General features: G+C 42.9%; 14 protein-coding genes. 12 read left to right on the top strand and 2 right to left on the bottom strand.

The window, feature by feature from the left end; translation table 11 throughout:
• Window positions 1-327 precede the first annotated feature (327 nt).
• Window positions 328-741 (bottom strand): hypothetical protein, encoded by a 414-nt coding sequence (locus tag BMX79_RS08890; RefSeq protein ID WP_091481760.1) that lies wholly within the window; start codon window positions 739-741, stop codon window positions 328-330.
• Between the two features lie 172 nt (window positions 742-913).
• Between BMX79_RS08890 and BMX79_RS08885 the strand changes: the two genes are divergently transcribed.
• From BMX79_RS08885 to BMX79_RS08865, 5 genes are all read left to right on the top strand, one after another.
• Window positions 914-1,663: a phosphotransferase family protein gene (locus BMX79_RS08885; protein ID WP_091481757.1), complete on the top strand. Its 750-nt coding sequence runs from the start codon at window positions 914-916 to the stop codon at window positions 1,661-1,663.
• A 93-nt stretch (window positions 1,664-1,756) separates the two neighbouring features.
• A complete protein-coding gene (locus tag BMX79_RS08880) occupies window positions 1,757-2,455 on the top strand; it encodes a YjjG family noncanonical pyrimidine nucleotidase (protein ID WP_091481755.1) in 699 nt (232 codons plus the stop codon).
• A 244-nt stretch (window positions 2,456-2,699) separates the two neighbouring features.
• Window positions 2,700-4,436 carry an ABC transporter ATP-binding protein gene (locus BMX79_RS08875; protein ID WP_091481752.1) on the top strand — a complete coding sequence of 579 codons (1,737 nt, stop codon included), beginning with the start codon at window positions 2,700-2,702 and terminating at the stop codon, window positions 4,434-4,436.
• 67 nt (window positions 4,437-4,503) lie between these two features.
• Window positions 4,504-5,580 carry a S66 family peptidase gene (locus tag BMX79_RS08870; RefSeq protein ID WP_091481750.1) on the top strand — a complete coding sequence of 359 codons (1,077 nt, stop codon included), beginning with the start codon at window positions 4,504-4,506 and terminating at the stop codon, window positions 5,578-5,580.
• 150 nt (window positions 5,581-5,730) lie between these two features.
• Window positions 5,731-6,021, top strand: coding sequence for a DUF1294 domain-containing protein (locus BMX79_RS08865; protein ID WP_091481747.1), 291 nt, complete (start codon window positions 5,731-5,733; stop codon window positions 6,019-6,021).
• Between the two features lie 255 nt (window positions 6,022-6,276).
• Here BMX79_RS08865 and BMX79_RS08860 read toward each other — a convergent pair whose 3' ends face one another.
• Window positions 6,277-7,680 carry an aminotransferase-like domain-containing protein gene (locus BMX79_RS08860; protein ID WP_091481744.1) on the bottom strand — a complete coding sequence of 468 codons (1,404 nt, stop codon included), beginning with the start codon at window positions 7,678-7,680 and terminating at the stop codon, window positions 6,277-6,279.
• A 143-nt stretch (window positions 7,681-7,823) separates the two neighbouring features.
• On the opposite strand from BMX79_RS08860, the gene pdxS reads away from it, so the two are divergent.
• The 7 genes from pdxS (at window position 7,824) to BMX79_RS08825 (ending at window position 18,764) form a co-directional block, all read left to right on the top strand.
• Window positions 7,824-8,714, top strand: a complete 891-nt coding sequence (gene pdxS / locus BMX79_RS08855; protein WP_091481742.1) for a pyridoxal 5'-phosphate synthase lyase subunit PdxS — start codon at window positions 7,824-7,826, stop codon at window positions 8,712-8,714.
• A gap of 2 nt (window positions 8,715-8,716) precedes the next feature.
• The gene (gene pdxT / locus BMX79_RS08850) at window positions 8,717-9,289 is read left to right on the top strand and encodes a pyridoxal 5'-phosphate synthase glutaminase subunit PdxT (RefSeq protein WP_091481739.1); all 573 of its coding nucleotides are present in this window, start codon (window positions 8,717-8,719) and stop codon (window positions 9,287-9,289) included.
• 128 nt (window positions 9,290-9,417) lie between these two features.
• A complete protein-coding gene (locus BMX79_RS08845) occupies window positions 9,418-9,834 on the top strand; it encodes a pyridoxamine 5'-phosphate oxidase family protein (protein WP_091481736.1) in 417 nt (138 codons plus the stop codon).
• A gap of 433 nt (window positions 9,835-10,267) precedes the next feature.
• Window positions 10,268-13,486 carry a hypothetical protein gene (locus BMX79_RS08840; protein ID WP_091481734.1) on the top strand — a complete coding sequence of 1,073 codons (3,219 nt, stop codon included), beginning with the start codon at window positions 10,268-10,270 and terminating at the stop codon, window positions 13,484-13,486.
• A gap of 3 nt (window positions 13,487-13,489) precedes the next feature.
• Entirely contained in the window at window positions 13,490-13,852 is a 363-nt protein-coding gene (locus tag BMX79_RS08835) for a response regulator transcription factor (protein ID WP_091481731.1), read from the top strand.
• Entirely contained in the window at window positions 13,845-17,075 is a 3,231-nt protein-coding gene (locus BMX79_RS08830; protein ID WP_091481730.1) for an ATP-binding protein, read from the top strand. Before BMX79_RS08835 ends, BMX79_RS08830 begins: the two co-directional genes overlap by 8 nt.
• Before the next feature lie 36 nt (window positions 17,076-17,111).
• Entirely contained in the window at window positions 17,112-18,764 is a 1,653-nt protein-coding gene (locus BMX79_RS08825) for a response regulator (protein ID WP_091481727.1), read from the top strand.
• Window positions 18,765-18,771 lie beyond the last annotated feature (7 nt).

Raw genomic sequence — 18,771 nt, 5'->3', positions numbered from 1 at the left:
AGGTTCTGTCTAGTCATTTTACAAAGTTAAAACGGCGGAAAGTAAACTTGGCGGTTAAATAGGGATGAATGGGTCATAACCAGAAGATATGGTTCATTTGTCCTTTTTAAGTTAGTTCGAATGGACCATAACAATGATTATGAACCGTTCGTCGACTTATGTTCTACCTTAATGGTTCATAAGTACGAGATATGACCCATTGGCGGTCATTCCCATTAGATTCATGATTAAAATAGTAAACAAAAAAGACATGATTCTGCAATTACCCCGCAAAACCATGCCTGAACCTACTTGTTTCTTCAATGACTGATCGAATATACAGGACAGTCACATATGGTCCTTTTCTTCTCCCTTAGTTTTAACAACTAAGTAATCAGGAATGAAGAAATCTATATAAAAAGACAGAATAATTGCGACTGCTGCTAATGGAATCATGACAGTCAGTGAAGTAATCAGTCTGAACCCCGTAACTAGTATGACAGCCGCAAGGAGAAATCTAGACAGAATTCTCAGTGCCATCACTTTGTTATTTCTGAAGAGTTCGATCGTATCTCCGTCGGCTACCTGAACGTCCCGGCTACTGAAAAAAGATTTGAGCGAGATCGTATCTCCCGGATCATTTACTTCAAAGGTAACAGATTCACCTGGTGCCAGTCGATCAATTGTCGTCCCTTGCATTTTTACTGCTATATTGAGGAGGTAACTGAAGGACTGGGTGCTGCGTTTAACAGTGACACTCATTGATAAAACTCCTTCTTGAATTTATTTGAAAAAGTTTGGCTGAATATGTAAAAGTATGCCTATAATTAAAGTATCAGTTTCAGATATTGAAGTAAAGCGCCATGATGTAATAATGCCCATAAGGAGCATTAGATATCTGGCACTATTAACGAATGAATAAGGAGATGAGCAGATGATTGTGGGAGGCCCGATCGCCAGTGGCAATACGGCGGATGTGTATCGATCAGGAGAAGACATCATAAAAGTGTTCAAAGATTTTCTGCCTGATACCGAAGCAGAAAAAGAAGCGCGTAAACAGCGTACAGCTTATTCTCTACTAAGAAATGTACCTGAGGTGAAAGAGGTCACCAGAACCGATGGGCGTCAGATGATTCGTATGGCTTACGTCGAAGGCAAGACACTGGGAGAAGACTTCCTGAGCAATCCAGATAAGATTGAGGATCTGCTTCTGCTTTCTGTTAAAGAGCAGGTAAGGGTACAGAGCTATTCGGTAGAAGGTATCGAACATATGAAGGTTAAGTTAGCCAGACAGATTGGTGAAGCAAATGGTATTGAAGAAACGTGCAGAAAAAATCTGCTGGATAAACTGTCGAATATGCCGATGGGTAATCAACTCTGCCATGGTGATTTTCACCTCTTCAATGTTATTCAGACTGAAAAAGGATGTATGATCATAGATTGGGTCGATGCGACAGCCGGCAGTCCCAAAGCGGATGCGTGCAGAAGTTATCTATTATATTTGAGTTATGATAGACAAATAGCGCAAAAGTACTTAGATTTATACTGTTCTAAAAGCGGAGTTGAAAAAGCATCCGTACTGGAGTGGCTGCCCATACTCGCAGCTGCGCGACTAACTGAATCCGTCCCTGATAAGGACAGGGAGCAACTGCGCTCAATAGTGTCTGAATCCATTTCACCTTAGTGGGACAGCTGGCAGGCTGATAAATATAGATAAGTAACGATAAGCTCAAGGGTTTAGATAACAAATAAAATAGCAAGGAGAACAACGATTAAAATGACACATACACTAATTTTCGATTTAGACGATACGATACTGGATTTCAAGAAGGGAGAGCAGTCCGGACTGAGTAAAGTTTTCTCAGCGTATTCACCGGACCATATCGATTATGAAGAGTGGCTCTTAACATTTAAGAAAGTGAACAGTGGAATCTGGAAACAGATTGAAGATGGAGGGTCATCCAAGGATCTCTTGAATACCCGATTTTCTGAAACATTCAAAGTTTTCGAATTCGAGGCTGACGGGCAACGACTTGAGCAGGATTATCGTAGTCATCTCAATGAAAATTTCCATGTGCTTGAAGGGGCAAAAGAAATGCTTGAGCGATTGAAATCTCAAAAATATAGACTCATAGCCGGAACAAACGGGACGGCTGGCACACAGTGGAACAGGCTGAAAGGAACTGGACTGATATCAATATTCGATGATGTTGTTATTTCAGAAGAAATTGGTGTAGCTAAGCCAGACAAAAAGTTTTTTGATCGGCTCTTTGAAAAGAACGTAGAGGTAGACCCACAGAAAACCATCATGATTGGAGATTCTTTAAGATCCGACATTCAAGGTGCACGTAATGCCGGTCTATCTAATATTTGGTATAACCCTTCACATCTGAAGAACAAATCAGACATCATTCCCGATTTTGAAGTCTCATCATATAAAGAAATGGAAAAGGTAATAATGGAGAAAACGGCTTAAGGGAAAAGTCGGTCTCTTTAGATTAAGGCATGATGAAAATATATCCTATTAACACTGTATTGACTGTTTCATTTCATTAGGATATGATTAGAACATTACATAAGAGAGGATTGATCGCAATGCAAAAGACTCAGATGAACGCCGCAGGATACGAAGGGGAGGACCTTTCTACGTTTTAACTAGACGGCTCATCGCCCTTCGTATGTGAACACTAAACCACATACTGAAAGGGATTAACACATTTATGAATTTTCCGATAAAACATTTTGTTTCTTATTACAGACCTTACCTCAAGCAACTCTGCTTTGTACTGACTTATGCCTTCATGTCCACAGCACTGGCACTCATTTTTCCATTGCTTGTCCGCCACGTTACTGGAGATGTGCTGTCCGGCGATCTGACGAACGCTCAAGACCAGGTCATACAGTTCGGCCTCATGATGATTGGTCTGGCTGTTCTCCAGCAGATTTTTACATTTCTGCTCGACTTTAAAGGCCATATGCTGGGTGCCCGGATGGAACGAGACTTGAGAAACGATCTTTTCGAGCACATTCAGCGCCTGTCATTCAGCTACTTTGATAAAGTCAAGACAGGGGAGCTGATGAGTCGCATCGGCAATGATCTTTATTCAATTTCTGAAGTGTACCATCATGGCATTGAGGACCTGATTCTGTTCGGTCTCAGATTCATTGGGGCAGTGACTGTTCTGCTGGTCATCAATGCTAGACTGACACTCGTTATTGTCGCTTTTCTTCCATTCATGGCTGTCTTCACTTATTTCTGCAACAAGCAGATGAACAAGACCTTTATGGATAACAAGAAGGAAATGGCAGAAATTCACACGCAGGTAGAAGACAGCTTGTCCGGAGTACGGGAAGTCCAGTCTTTTACTAATGAAACACTTGAAATCGACAAGTTTCGCAGGCAGAACGAACGCTTTTTAAACAGCCGGAAAGAGACGTATAAAGTCGAAACGGCTCTTTACAATGGTGTTGAAGGATTCATTCGGTTTATTACAATCGCTGTCGTGCTGTACGGTGCGACATTAATCATCGGTGAAACCTTGAATCTAGCTGATTTACTGGCCTTCATGCTTTATATAGATTTTTTGGTTGCGCCAATCAGACGAATGCTTGTATTCAGTGCCATGATGCAGGATGCGTTCACGGGATTCCAGCGCTTCAGCGAACTGATGCATACTCAGTCCGACATTAAGAGTCCGAATAAGCCAGCTGATTTGACAAGCTTAGAAGGAAGCATATCTTTCAGACAAGTAGGCTTCACTTATCCTCACTCGGATCAGCCCGTATTTGAAAAATTGACATTGAAAATAAATCCTGGAGAATACGTTGCTTTAGTTGGCGCTTCGGGTGCCGGGAAATCAACGATCAGCAAGCTGATTCCTCGGTTTTACGATGTGACCCATGGTAGTGTCACTCTTGATGGGCATGACGTCAGACATCTGTCTCTCCCATTTGTAAGAGAGCAGATCGGCATTGTCCAGCAGGATGTCTATTTATTTTCAGGATCGATCAAAGACAACATCCGCTACGGAAAACCTGATGCAACAGAAGAAGAAGTGATTGAAGCGGCCAGAAAAGCCAATGCGCACGACTTTATTTTAGCTTTGCCAAATGGGTACGATTCAGAAGTCGGCCAGCGCGGGGTCAGACTCTCCGGGGGTCAGAAGCAGCGGATCAGTATCGCCCGAGTCTTTCTTAAAAACCCGCCGATTCTTATTCTGGATGAAGCGACGAGTTCTCTTGATAATGAAAGTGAGTACATCGTCAAGGCATCAATGGAGACGCTGGCAAAAGGACGAACCACTTTAGTTATCGCTCACAGATTGTCTACTATAAAGAATGCAGAACGTATTATTGTTCTTGAAAACGGAAGCATTGTCGAAGAAGGCACACATGATGTGCTGATTAAGAATACAGGGCCATACTACAATCTGTATAATCAGCAGTTTAAACTATAAAAGATCTCTGCACGGCTAGTCTGTGCAGGGCTTTTCTTTAATTAAATTGTAAAGGAGTCTGGGCAATATGAAAAAGCCTAAAGGATTGCAAATGGGAGACAAGGTCGCTGTTGTAAGTTTATCTAGTGGGATTCTAGGAGAATCATTTGCTGAGCACCAGTTAAAATTAGGATCTGATCGTCTGACAGAGTTGGGTCTTGTTCCAGTATTCATGCCTCATGCACTCAAGGGGATGGATGCACTGGACAAATATCCTGAATGGAGAGCAGAGGATTTAAAAGAGGCGTTCAGGGATACCTCCATAAAAGGAATCATCTGTGCAATCGGTGGAGACGATACGTACCGCCTTCTTCCTTATCTGATGGAAGACGATGAGTTTATTGAAAATGTCAAATCCTCACCAAAACTGTTTACCGGCTTCTCAGATACCACTGTGAATCATCTGATGTTTCATCGCTTAGGCATGACTTCTTTTTACGGACCGAATTTCTTGAATGATTTCGCTGAATTGGGCAGTGAACTGCTCCCCTACACGAGAACTATTGTAAAGGGATTGTTTGCAGGCCATGAACTTGACGGCGTGCCAAAAAGCGACACGTGGTACGAAGAGAGGATTGATTTTTCAGAAGGAGCCTTAGGAAAAGACCGTAAATCACATGTCGAAGAGAATGGGTTTGAAGTGCTTCAGGGAGAAGGCCATGTCACGGGAAAACTGCTTGGAGGCTGTCTCGAAAGTTTAGTTGAATGTCTGACAGGCGAGCGCTACAAGGAGCAAGCTGATGTCATTAAAACATTTAACGTCTTCCCATCACTTGACGAATGGAAGAACGCGCTTCTCTTTATCGAAACAAGTGAAGAACGACCGACACCGGATAAATTTAAAGAGATGTTAAACGTCCTGAAAAAGTACGGACTGTTTGAAGTCATTAATGGTATTCTGGTAGGAAAACCTCAAAACGAAGTGCACTACGAGGAGTATAAATCTGTTCTTGTAGAAATTTTGCAAGACAAGACCATTCCAATTCTGTATAATCTGCCATTCGGGCATGCTTACCCAAGGTGTCTGTTGCCTTACGGAATCGAAACAACGTTGGACACGGAAGATAAGTCTGTAAAGTTTGACGAGTCGTATTTTTCTGGTTAAATTAAACGAATCAGTAGCGGAGTACTAATCAGTTATCTTAGTATTTTCAAAAACGTTGATGAATCGAATTGTTGAAAGTGAGACAAAATCATGAGAAGATAATCGGTAGGCTTGAAAAAGTTTAAAAGACTAATCTTTTAGGAGGAACCCATGTTTCAGCAGTTATCGTACTTCCAGATGATTACATTGACTTTTATATTTGTGATCAACTTATACACGTTTGGGTTATTCTATATAGATAAGCAGAGGGCGGAAAAGAGAAAATATCGTATATCTGAAAAGCACCTGATCCTCTCATCCTTCATAGGAGGAGGTATCGGATCGTTTACAGCAATGTACCGGTTCAGACACAAAACCCAGAAACCCTTGTTTAAGCTGGGAATGCCTGTTGCGGCACTCCTGACGCTTTTAATTATCTTACTGATCCTTCTGTACAATTAAAAAAGAGGTTGTTTTGCAGTGAATGTTCGGCAAAATAACCTTTTTTTCTGTATAAGCAGGCATAGAATGATAAATCAGGCAGATGAATGTACCATAAAACTATATATGGTCTATTGCGGATGAATTAAAAGTGGTGAATGTACCATAAATAAATTTATGAACCGTTCGGCAATCAAAAGAACAGACGAATGTACCATATATTTATTTATGGTACATTCGCATCCAAACTTCAAACTAAATTAAGAAAAAATCTGATCAGTCAGATTTTTCCACTGGATAATTAACAAAACTTAGTCGGAAGCCATCCGTCTGGCTACCGAATCGACGCCCTTCTGTGGCGATTACCCCTTGGTTCAAGAGCTTAGTAAGAAACGAATCGGTCACTCCAGGTTCAGGATCTTTCAGGCGGCAATACAAATGAAACCCGCCTTTCGCTCGTGTAAAAATCAGCTTATCCCCGTATGTTTCTTTCAGCCAATTCTCCATTTCACTACTGCGTAAACGCAATTCAAGAATAATCTTTTCCTGATACTGATCCATCTGATGACGTAAAAAGTGATCCGCCATAAACTGAGGAAGGAAACTCAAATCTGAATCGATTTGAGCGCGGATTGAAGACAAATTCTTCAATATAGCCTCAGGACCTACCATCCATCCAATTCGCAGGTGACGTCCGGCAAGTTTTGACAAGGTACCGAGGTAAATAACCTGCTGATTCTGATCCAGCATTTTAAGTGGACGGTTATCCAAATCAGGGTCAAAACTCAATGTGCCGTATGCGTCATCTTCTACTACAGGGATACGTTTCAACAGGCAGTAATCAAGAATCTCAGCTTTTCGTCGTGGAGACATGACGAGACCCGTCGGATTCTGAAAAATCGGGTTCAGAAAAACCATTTTTAAAGGATACTTCAGTGAAGCTTCCTGAAGCCCTTTGACCGTCATGCCTTCTGCATCCATTTGAATGGGGACGATTCGAAGTCCCGCTGCCTGAAAGAGCCGGAGTGAATAAAAGTAGGAAGGAGCCTCGATTCCGACAGCGTCACCTGGTTTGAGTAGACCTTGAGTAATCAGGAAAAGAGCATTCTGTGTGCCTGAAGTGATCATGATTTCTTCTAAAGGAACGCTCATCTGATAGGATTTCTTCAGATACGTCTGGACGCTTTCCTTCAATGAATGTATCCCTGTATGAGAAGACGACTGTCTGATTTCCTGTTCGACGAGCTCACTCCAGTGGAGACTGGGAATCTCTAGATCAGGCAATAGATCTGGAGGCAGAACGCCTTTTGACAAATCGAGAACAGAGCCAGACCCATCAGCACGTCGACTGGCTGCGGCAGTTTCATAAGCAGTCGGTTTATTCAAAATATCATTCTCAGGAGATACCCCCCAGTTGACAAGCGGCTTGGTCTGAAGATTCCATTTATCCGCATTGATAAATGTTCCACTGCCTTTTCTACGAACAAGGACACCTTGAGCAGTCAATTCCTCAAGAGCTCGTATGACGGTTGAGCGATTGACTCCCATGGATTCCGCCAGCTTTCGTTCAGAAGGCAGACGTTCCCCGGGCAGCAGCACACCTTCCTTCATCTTACGTTCAATCAGTTGCATGATGCTCTGATACAAAGGCATATCGCCAGTCCTATCCAGTGCCCACATTTGAATCCCCCTTTACCTATTTAAAATAGTATAGCATAAATTGGATGGGTTAAATATAGTCCAATTGGATGTGTTCATATGAAGCCAAAAAAAATATACTACTATCAATGGTAAAAAACCTATTGCATACAGGAGGACTTTAAATGAGCGAACGAGTAGTTGGAACTGAACGAGTCAAACGTGGAATGGCAGAAATGCAGAAGGGCGGGGTGATCATGGATGTGGTCAACGCTGAGCAGGCAAAGATTGCGGAAGCGGCTGGTGCCGTAGCGGTCATGGCCTTGGAACGTGTACCTTCTGATATTCGAAAAGCAGGCGGAGTCGCCCGTATGGCTGATCCGACAATTATAGAAGCAGTTATGAACGCTGTCAGTATACCGGTCATGGCCAAAGCCCGCATCGGACACATCTCTGAAGCTAGAATCCTTGAAGCCATGGGTGTGGATTACATTGACGAAAGTGAAGTGCTGACACCGGCAGATGAAGAATTTCATTTGCTGAAGTCGGACTACGTTGTCCCGTTCGTCTGCGGCTGCCGTGATCTCGGTGAAGCCTTGAGGCGAATCGGTGAAGGGGCGTCCATGCTTAGAACAAAAGGAGAGCCTGGAACCGGTAATATTGTAGAGGCGGTCCGTCACATGCGTAAAGTCAACAGTCAGATTCGTACCCTTCAGACAAAGTCAGATGACGAACTAATGACCTTTGCCAGAGATATTGGTGCACCATACACCCTAGTTAAAGAAGTCAAAGAATTAGGAAAACTGCCTGTGGTCAATTTTGCGGCTGGAGGTGTCGCTACACCAGCAGATGCGGCGTTGATGATGAGCCTTGGTGCTGACGGCGTGTTTGTGGGATCTGGAATCTTTAAGTCTGAATCTCCAGAAAAATTCGCCCGTTCGATTGTTCGAGCAACAACAAATTATGAAGACTACACCTTGCTGGCTGAACTTTCCAAAGACTTAGGTGAAGCTATGACCGGCATTGAAATCAGTAACTTGGCTGAATCCGAACGCATGCAGGACCGTGGGTGGTAACCATGACTAAAACGATTGGAGTACTGAACCTTCAAGGGGCCGTGCGAGAACACATTCGAGCGCTGGAAAAGATTGGAGTCAAAGCTGTTTCAGTAAAGAAAGAAGAAGATTTTGACATGATCGATGGACTGATCATACCTGGAGGCGAATCGACAGCTATCGGGCGTCTGATTCGCGAACATCATCTGGAAGATAGACTCAGACAATTTCATCAAGCTGGACATGCAATTTTTGGTACATGTGCCGGACTGATTCTCTGCAGCACGGATGACAGTCACCAAACACAGGATCTCCGTCTGGGCTTCATAAACATGGAAGTTGAACGCAACGGCTTTGGTAGACAAGTAGCCAGTTTTGAAACAAAGCTGGATTTTAAAGGGATCGAGCGACCAGTGGAAGCCGTATTTATTCGTGCCCCATTTATAGAGAAAGTCGGACCAGGCGTCTCCGTCCTTGCTGAAGTGGAAGGAAGAATCGTTGCGGCCGAACAGAACAATGTGCTGGTGACGGCCCACCATCCTGAACTCACTGATGACTTTGCTGTACTTGAATACTTTATGAAAAAAGTCAGTTGATAAATATAGACGGATAATAAAAATCTGCCTGAACACCTCGTTCGACCACAGAGGGGTTCAGGCAGATTTTTTGCTTGTCATCCTGATTCCTGTCATAGTATAAACAAACCTTGAAGGAGATGTGAGACATGACAGAAGCAAAAGAAAAAGCATTGAAAATTTTGGACAAGAATGAAGTAGGCGTTTTAGCGACTGTATCAGGAAACAAACCTGTAGCACGCTATATGGACTTTAAAAGTGATGATTTTGTATTGTATACCGTTACGGATAAGCGTACTGAAAAAGTAGAAGATATTGAAGCGAACAATCATGCTTTCGTACTTATCGGCTACGAAGAGGGCGTATTCGACAAGGATTACCTTGAAATAGAAGCAACCGTTTCTCTGACACAGGATCAGGATCTTATTGACCAGGCATGGAATGATTATATGGATGACACATATAAGGGGAAAGACGATCCGAATATCCTGGTTCTTAAACTGACGCCACAAAAAGTAACACTGAAACTTAAGAAAGATGACGAGAGCATTCCTGTAGCGTTCTAATTGAATAGGCAAAAAAGACGGACCTTAGGGTAGCCGTCTTTTTTCATCTTAATTAGGTCTGCAGGCAGATCAGGAGGTCAAGAATGACTTCGTAATTAAAGAGCAATATATAAGTTAAACTAATACCAACTATAAATTTTTTCTCAATATAATCTTGTAGATAGAAATAATATAGAAAGGCGCCTTGTTATTATACATTTTTAACTCAAAATATACAAAGAGGTTCAAATAGTTAAATCAGGTCAATAACTGTAAGATAATGTACATAAATATACGAGTATAGTGCTGTATATATGATACAATTGCTCCAAAGCGTTACGAATTTAAACTATTCTAAGACTGGAACAGCTGTGCCGATGTATAAAACGTAGTGATAGCCCGACCGTCATATCTTAGCAGCAGGAAAGGTCTGAAGTATGAAGGGAACTTATATATGAAAAGAAAACTGTTATACTCTTTCCTTTTTCTTGCCGTGCTATTAGCTGCTTTACCGTATCTGCTCTGGCACGTGGACTCGGGAAAACATCTGGATGTACTCATTGTGGATAAAACGGTGCCTGATATGAGCTACAGAGAACACAGCGGCATCACATGGGCACTGAACCATTACAAGTATCTGACTAGTGAAGGAAATACTTATGATTTATCCGAAGATTATATAGGCTTTCACCCTCAAGATGATGGATCTTACAGTCTGACGGATTTGGAAAGTGCTGCGGATGAACCGGCTGACTTACTTTATATTGCAGATACATACGGGGTATATGAAAATGACTTTAATACCGGGCATGTCGATGGGTCACGATCTGATCTGATAGCTGGTGGGTTGACTCAGAAGGACGTATCGGAAATCTCACGACGTGTTCTGGAGCTTCAGACACCGCTGATAGCTGAATTTAACAGTTTCGCCAGCCCGACAGAATCGGAAATCAGAACGCAGTTCACATCTTTACTTGGAATCAGCTGGTCAGGATGGATCGGAAGGTACTTTACAGAACTAGATCCCACTGAAACGGATGAGCTTCCAGACTGGCTCATCTCGAGTTATGAAACACGCTCCGGTAATGAATGGGCGTTTAAGGATTCTGGTCTCGTATTCGTCAGTGAAGAAGATGAGGTTATCGTACTGACAGCTGGCGAGGATTTTGAAGGAGAAGGCGTGACGTTCCGATTTACTGACAGTGGTCGCGACTATTTTAATGAAACCCTCATATCAACTTACGCCTACTGGTTTGATGTCATAGTTGCTGAAGAGGCAGAGGTGCTTGCTGAATATGATCTTGGACTGACAGATAAAGGAGTGGAAGTGATGGAAGGATATGGATTCGATCAGATTCTGCCAGCGGTGACTCGAACTGGAAGCATAGAAACGCCACGCTACTATTTTGCTGGTGACTATGCGGATCTTGAACAGACACCATCAGTTTACCAGTACAGGGGATTCGATGCATTGAACAGACTGATCAGCCGACTTCAGTTTAGAGGCACCCAAGCCTTTTACTATCGGGCCTATCTCCCAATGATCAGTCAGATACTAGAGGATACATACACTAATGATAATGAAGAAACTGATGCTGAAGCAGGAGACGTTATTGCCTCAGAAACGAACGAACTTGCTGTTACTACCCGCATTAACGGAAAGGACTTTGAAATTCTGAAAGAAGACGACTGGCAGATACTGGATGTTGCAGGCGTCAATATGGGAATGGCCAGACCTGGTTCCTGGCCAGGAGAAGCGGCGATCAGCCTGGATGAGTACACCCGATGGATCAGACAGATTCACGACATGGGGGCCAACGTCATTCGAGTCTATACCATACACCCACCCGAATTCTACCAGGCTGTCTGGCAGCATAATCAGAACAGCGATACACCGATTTACATCATGCATGGGGTGTGGGTGGAAGAAGAGCAGCTGGAAACAGAGCTGGACGCTTATACTCCTGAAATTATTGATACATTTGAAGCTGAAATAAGAGATGTCGTGGATGTGATTCACGGTCAGGCTGAAATTCCTGAAAGACGAGGACATGCATCAGGGAATTTTACGTATGACATTTCACCATACGTCGCCGGATACATTTTAGGTGTAGAGTGGTACCCGAGGATGGTCGAGCAGACGAATGATCATCACGAAGACACGCCTGAATTTGAAGGAGAGTACTTCAAAACTCAGGAAGCTAATCCATTTGAGAAATGGCTGGCTGCCCGGATGGACTATACGGTCACATACGAAGCTCAGACCTATCAGGCTATGAGGCCTGTCAGTTTTACCAACTGGCCGACGACGGATCTGCTTGATCACCCGTCAGAACCCTCAGTAGAGGAAGATCTGGTTAGTGTGGATCCGAATCATATTTACGAAACAGAAGAAATGGAAGCCGGCTATTTTGCCAGCTATCATGTGTACCCTTACTATCCAGATTTTCTGAATCACGATCCGGAGTACCTGTCCTTTATTGATCACCGTGGAGAAGAAAACAGCTACGCCGGCTACTTGAACGATCTGATTACTGCGCATAGAATGCCGCTCATCGTTGCAGAGTTCGGTATCCCTGCTTCAAGGGGACAGACTCATAGAAACCCTTTCGGCTGGAATCAGGGATTCATGTCGGAAAAGGAACAGGGAGAGACAGTCGTCCGCCTATTTGATGATTTATTTGAACAGGGCGCTGCAGGAGGACTTGTTTTCACCTGGCAGGATGAATGGTTCAAGCGTACCTGGAATACCATGGAGCTCGACAACCCTGATCAGAGACCATACTGGTCCAATGTTCAGACGAATGAGCAGCGATTTGGCTTACTGGGATTCGAGACATTCAAGCACGTATTGAATGGGTCGGATGATACGTGGGCAGACACAGATAGTTTGCTTACGGACGAGTCGGGGCTAATCAGAACATTAAGCGTTGATCATGATGAAGCGTATTTGTATTTTAAAGCAGAAGTGGATACTGATAAATGGACATCGGCACACAGCCTGGCAATTTTACTGGATACTATACCTGAGCAGGGGAATCAGACAATCGACAGATTTTCATCTGCCTCGTTTGAAACAGGTATAGATTTTATGATTGAGCTTAGTCAGGTAAACCAGAGCAGAATCTGGATAGACCGCTATTATGATCCCTTTTATTTCCAGTATGGGGTCGAACGAAACGATCTTGAAAGTAACGATGCACCTGAACGAAACAGTGGAGCCTTTACCCCTGTCCATTATGTCTTGTCTAAACCGATGACAATTCCATCGACTGGAGAAGAGGTAGCATTTGATTACTATGAAACTGGCTTGCTAAGAGAAGGTATCGGAGACCCATCACATATTGACTATGATTCACTAAGTGATTATTACTACGACGAAGAACGAGGCGTTTATGAAGTGAGAATTCCGTGGCTGCTACTTAACTTTAAGGATCCCAGTCACAAAGAAGTGATGGGCGATTTTTATACTAATGGTTTTGAAAGTTCTGAATGGATTGATGGGATCGGATTAAAACTATTGGCTGTAAAAAATAAAAGTATCATCCAGCAATTGCCCACTGATAACGAATCGCTTGTGTACTCGTGGGAGAACTGGGAAGCCCCCGAATACAGAGAGCGACTGAAACAGTCCTATTATATACTTCAGGACTATTTGAAAGACAGGAGATGACGTATGAAAAAAGTGTTGGTAGTAGATGATGAAGCTGTATTGAGAATGCTGATTGTGGACAGTCTGGAAGATCTATACTGTGAAATCGATGAAGCAGAGAATGGAACAGAGGCATTAAAGATGATAAAAGATACTGTTTACGATGTTCTGGTCCTGGATTACATGATGCCTGAACTGACGGGTATTGAGTTGCTTCAGAGGCTGGATCAGGACGTAATTGATGAGACAACTATAATCATGCTGACTGCAAAAACCCAGGAAAAAGATCAGGAAAATGCGGCTTCAGCGGGAGTAGACATTTTTATGAAAAAACCGTTCAGTCCTATGGAGCTGTACACGGTCGTGGAGGAGCAGCTAAATGGCTGACAATAGGGAAAAGCAGCTGAAGATAAAACAGAAAATCTACAGACAGGCAGGGATTCTTGCTTTGATCCTCTATCTTATAACCACTGTAGGCATTCTTTTAATGAACAGAGCTCAGAACCGGATAGACAATCAATATGCAGAAAGCACAAAAAAATATAACGTGATCGGAGAGCTTGAAGGAAATCTTAACGAAGTCTTTTTCCGTGCACGAGGGTATTATGCTTTTCAAGAAGAGCAGGAACTGAATCTGTTGAATCAGACCATCGATGAATTGTCTGAAAGTATCGATAGGTTTCAGTCTCTACCATTGACTGCGGAAGAAGTGGTTTTAGGAGAAGGGTTGGCGGAGTTCTATGATATTTATACCCAGTCGATTCTCCCTGAAGCAATCGGGTATGTTGAAGACGATGACTATGCATCACTTAGAGAGTTAGCTGGAAGCGGGGCGAATGCTCAAGTTAATGAGTTTTTATCCTTCACAGAGACCTATCTTCAGGAAAGTCAGGATGAAAGAGATGCCTTGTATGAACAGGCCATCGACTTGACGAATCAGTTCATTACTGGCTTTGTGATTTTAGGTCTGATCAGCCTTCTGACTGTTGTCTATATTACACGCAAACTTCTGAATGATATAACTCAGCCGATCAATGATTTTATCTATGCGACATCAGGATTTAGACAGAATAGAGAATGGTTAATGAAGTCCCAGTATAGATTTAAAGAGCTGCACATGCTGGCTGACTCGTTCAATGAACTGGCTTTGGAAGTTCAGGAAAAGGAAGAGGAACTGACTAGTCAGAATGAAGAACTGCTGGCTCAGCAGGACGAACTGGAATTCAGTCAGCAGAAGATGCAGGAGTACGTTGTGGAGATTGAAGCAATCAATAAAGCACTGAATGACTCTGCACTTTTGTGTATTACAGATGAAAATGGCATGATCGTCAGTGTGAACGACTTGTTCTGTAAAATTTCTCAATATGGTGAAGATGAACTGATAGGAAACACGACTCGGATACTTAAGACAGACCAGCAGAACGAAGGGTTCTTCAAAAATCTATGGCATACAATCACTAAAGGAAAAATCTGGACTGGAAAAATGAAGAACGAGAAGAAGGATGGGTCATACTACTGGATCAATGCAACAATCGTACCGTTTCTTGATTCGAAAGGTATACCTTACCGATACATTCTTATTGGCATCGATATTTCTGATAACATTGAAAATGAACTCAAGCTGGAGCATATGCTGATAGAGATGCAGGAATCCAATGAGCAAATCGAACGGTACAGTCAGCTGAATGAAGAGCTGACGGCAACAGTCGACAGACAGGAATTCCTGGACCAGGTACTAGCCTATATCAGAGGCGCAGTAACATTTGATAAAGGCCTGCTGATCAGTTTGAAGGAGAAGGACTATCAATCAGTCAACATGACACCAGACCTGATTGATAGGTTCATGGCAGAAGATGGTCATGGAGAAATGGCTGAAAGGCTCAAATCTGAACAGTTGTTTATCATTAAGCGTCAAGCGTCAAGTTCTGAAAAGGGCGTTGCTGATACTGACTTCAACTGCTGGGATCTGTATATTTCCGTATCTGGAGGAACAGATGACCTTGATCTGGTACTGGCAGTGACTAGAAAAGGAGAGCCATTTGAGGATGAAGAACTCAAGGAACTGTCTGTTTTGACTAGTCAGCTTAATGTAGCATGGAGCAGAATCACCATGTACGAAGCAGTGCTTAAGGAACGTAGTCTCAATGAGAGCATTGTCCAGAATGTCAGAGAAGGACTGCAGCTTGTCTCTTCAGATGGAGAGCTTCTACAGGCTAATGATACTCTTATCCGTTTGACTGGGGCAGAAGGTCTGCTTGACAAGGAATCTGTTAACGAATCCGACTGGATCAGCCTGTTTACCAGCCGAAGCAATGAACCTGAAGAACTTAAAGCATTCTACCATCAGTCGATGGCGCCGGAACAGAAAAGACTGAGCTCGATAAGATGTCAGATTGAGGACGGACAGGAAAGACAGATACAAATCTATGCTTCACCCGTCATGACTGCCGGTGAAAAGACTGGAACGATCTTTATGTACCGTGACATTACAAAAGAATTTGAAATCGACAGGATGAAATCTGAACTGGTCAGTACGGTCAGTCATGAGCTGAGAACTCCTCTTTCGTCCGTTCTCGGATTTACTGAGATGCTGATGATGAAAGAACTCAAACCGGAGAAGCAGAAACGCTATCTTGAGACTATTTACAAAGAAGCGAAAAGACTGACTAACCTGATCAACGATTTCCTTGATATACAGAGAATTGAATCAGGTAAGCAGGATTACGAGAAGACAGAAGTCAACATGAGTGAACTGATCATGCAAGTGATTGAGAGTTTCAGACATAAGACCAGTCATTCCATCTACCTTCAGGATGCTGCTTACATTACTGCCATACAGGCCGATCCCGACCGGATGGTTCAGGTACTGACCAATCTGATCAGTAATGCTGTTAAGTTCTCACCAGATGGAGGTAAGATAGCCATCAAACTTGAAAACAGACGAAATGAACTGAGTATCAGTATTACAGACAGCGGTATTGGTATTCCATCATCTGAGCTGCCTCACATGTTTACGAAATTTAAGCGGATAGACAATAGCGCCAGCAAAAAAATTGGAGGCACAGGTCTTGGCCTTGCCATAAGCAAAGGCATCATCGAGGCTCATGATGGGACGATTAGACTGGAGTCTGAAGAAAATGAAGGGACTACCGTCTACATTAGTCTTCCATTAAGTCCAGAGTATTCTACCCTTGACATGGGTGCTCATATGGATCAGCAGACTGAAACAAAAGGAACAGTACTTATCGTAGAAGATGATATTAGTTTCGCTTCCATGTTGTCTGAAACGTTAAAAGCCAATGGGTTCCGAGTAATCCATTATCTTAGCAGTCAGAATATCGTTTCTATTGCCAGTCAGCAGCCTCTAATAGGTATAGTGATGGATCTCATTCTGGAAGATGGTGTTTCCGGATGGCATCTGATCAGTGAAATCAGAGAAAATGACAAGACGAAAGACTTGCCGATAATCGTATCATCTGCAGTGGACAAGACGGCAGAAACAGCAGGCACATTCAATCTGACAGACTACCTTGTCAAGCCATACTCACCTAATGATCTGTCTGTCATTGTCCTTGATTTGTGGGAGAAACAGTCTGGACATATCAACTGAAAAGCATGTCGGGACTAACCAGACAGGAGGGATATTTTGAATAACGAAAAATTTGAACAAATGATAAAGAAAAGTCAGAGAAAGTTTCTGATTGAACACAATGAACAGCTCACTCATATCTCCCGTAATCTGATTGCGTTTCTGAATAACCGACACGAAAACGACTTCCAGTCATTGTACCAGTTTTTCCACAGAGTTAAAGGGACGGCCGGCACAATCCAGCTGATGGAAATATCGGAAACTGCAGGAGAACTTGAAGAACTGATGACTGACCGTGAGATCCATCAGACCAATTTTCAGAATGTGATGGAGAAACTGGTAAAAGGAACCGGCCATCTTTTACATTTAGTAGAGATGCATCTCGAGCAGATCCTGATGGAAGGAAATGAGTATGCTGTGAGTACTGAAAAAGAAGAAGAGAGTGCACTCTTCAATGGAAAAGTACTCGTACTGGATGATGACGTGACGTTGCTCAATTATCTTGATCAGGTTCTGACTAGTCAGGGTTACGAAGCGATAATTACAGATAAACCGGACGAGGCGCTCGAACATATTAAAGTCTCGTCAGTCGACTTGGCTATTCTCGATATGGTGATGCCTGAAAAATCCGGACTTGATATCTATAAGGAAATCATGGCGGTCAACAGTCGGCTACCAATTATCTTCATGACCGGACTCAGCAGTAAAGAGTTTAGAAGCGAAGCATTTAGAGAAGGTGCAGACTATTATCTGCAGAAACCGATTGATTCAGATGAACTGATAGCACGAATCAATGGACTGATACGCAAGAGTAAACTGAATGCCAGCAGGAATAACAGAGATGAACTTACAGGTGTTTACACCCGCAAGCACTTTTTAGATGAATTCGAAAAGTACCGCAATTTGTTTCTTGAGAACAGACTGCCATTTGCTGTGGCATTTATGGATCTTGACGATTTTAAAAGGATCAACGACACATATGGGCATCTAGCAGGTGACGATGTTCTTGTAAAGTTCTCTGAGGTCATGCGTGCGCACGTTGAACCAGATGGATCTGTATTCAGATTTGGAGGAGACGAATTCCTTCTTCTTATACCGGAAAGTGAAGGGGACCGGGCGAAACAGATTATTGAGAATTTGAGGGAAGATGTCAATGATTTGAATATGACTGACAAGCAGACTGGGGAGTCAATCAGAATATCTTTCAGTGCAGGAGTCGCTGAGTATACTTCAGAAGAACAGACGAAAACTACACTGCTCGAAAAGGCCGATAAAGCCTTATATGCAGCCAAGGAACAAGGGAAGAACCTGACGGTCATGCAGAATGAAGTGAAGGAACTTGAAAAGAACAGAATACTCGTTGTTGATGATGAGCAGCTGCTGGTCAGCATTATACAGACTAGACTGGGCTACCTCGGCTATGATGTCGATCACGCAAAAGACGGACAGGAAGCCTTGCTGAAACTTGAGGCAAATGAGTATGATCTGATCCTTCTTGATATCATGCTTCCCAAAGTGACGGGGACAGAAGTGCTTAAACGAATTAAAGGAAAAGAGCTGAACCGGACGGCGAAAATTATGATGATTTCGGGTAGACACAGTGAATCATCTGTTCTTGAGAGTTTAAGATTAGGCGCACACGACTTCTTTGAGAAGCCTTTTTCTCTGGATGTTCTGGAACATAAAATCAAGAAATTACTGACGTCGTAAAGGAGGT

The organism is Alkalibacterium pelagium (genome assembly GCF_900109325.1).
GTDB classification, from domain to species: domain Bacteria; phylum Bacillota; class Bacilli; order Lactobacillales; family Carnobacteriaceae_A; genus Alkalibacterium; species Alkalibacterium pelagium.
Note: the sequence above shows the minus strand (reverse complement) of the source record. Positions and strands in the feature narration are given on the sequence as shown.

Bases quoted from the DNA above. Each gene is read 5' to 3' on its own strand.
- BMX79_RS08890 (WP_091481760.1), bottom strand. From the start codon at position 741: ATGAGTGTCACTGTTAAACGCAGCACCCAGTCCTTCAGTTACCTCCTC.
- BMX79_RS08885 (WP_091481757.1), top strand. From the start codon at position 914: ATGATTGTGGGAGGCCCGATCGCCAGTGGCAATACGGCGGATGTGTAT.
- BMX79_RS08880 (WP_091481755.1), top strand. From the start codon at position 1,757: ATGACACATACACTAATTTTCGATTTAGACGATACGATACTGGATTTC.
- BMX79_RS08875 (WP_091481752.1), top strand. From the start codon at position 2,700: ATGAATTTTCCGATAAAACATTTTGTTTCTTATTACAGACCTTACCTC.
- BMX79_RS08870 (WP_091481750.1), top strand. From the start codon at position 4,504: ATGAAAAAGCCTAAAGGATTGCAAATGGGAGACAAGGTCGCTGTTGTA.
- BMX79_RS08865 (WP_091481747.1), top strand. From the start codon at position 5,731: ATGTTTCAGCAGTTATCGTACTTCCAGATGATTACATTGACTTTTATA.
- BMX79_RS08860 (WP_091481744.1), bottom strand. From the start codon at position 7,680: ATGTGGGCACTGGATAGGACTGGCGATATGCCTTTGTATCAGAGCATC.
- pdxS (WP_091481742.1), top strand. From the start codon at position 7,824: ATGAGCGAACGAGTAGTTGGAACTGAACGAGTCAAACGTGGAATGGCA.
- pdxT (WP_091481739.1), top strand. From the start codon at position 8,717: ATGACTAAAACGATTGGAGTACTGAACCTTCAAGGGGCCGTGCGAGAA.
- BMX79_RS08845 (WP_091481736.1), top strand. From the start codon at position 9,418: ATGACAGAAGCAAAAGAAAAAGCATTGAAAATTTTGGACAAGAATGAA.
- BMX79_RS08840 (WP_091481734.1), top strand. From the start codon at position 10,268: ATGAAAAGAAAACTGTTATACTCTTTCCTTTTTCTTGCCGTGCTATTA.
- BMX79_RS08835 (WP_091481731.1), top strand. From the start codon at position 13,490: ATGAAAAAAGTGTTGGTAGTAGATGATGAAGCTGTATTGAGAATGCTG.
- BMX79_RS08830 (WP_091481730.1), top strand. From the start codon at position 13,845: ATGGCTGACAATAGGGAAAAGCAGCTGAAGATAAAACAGAAAATCTAC.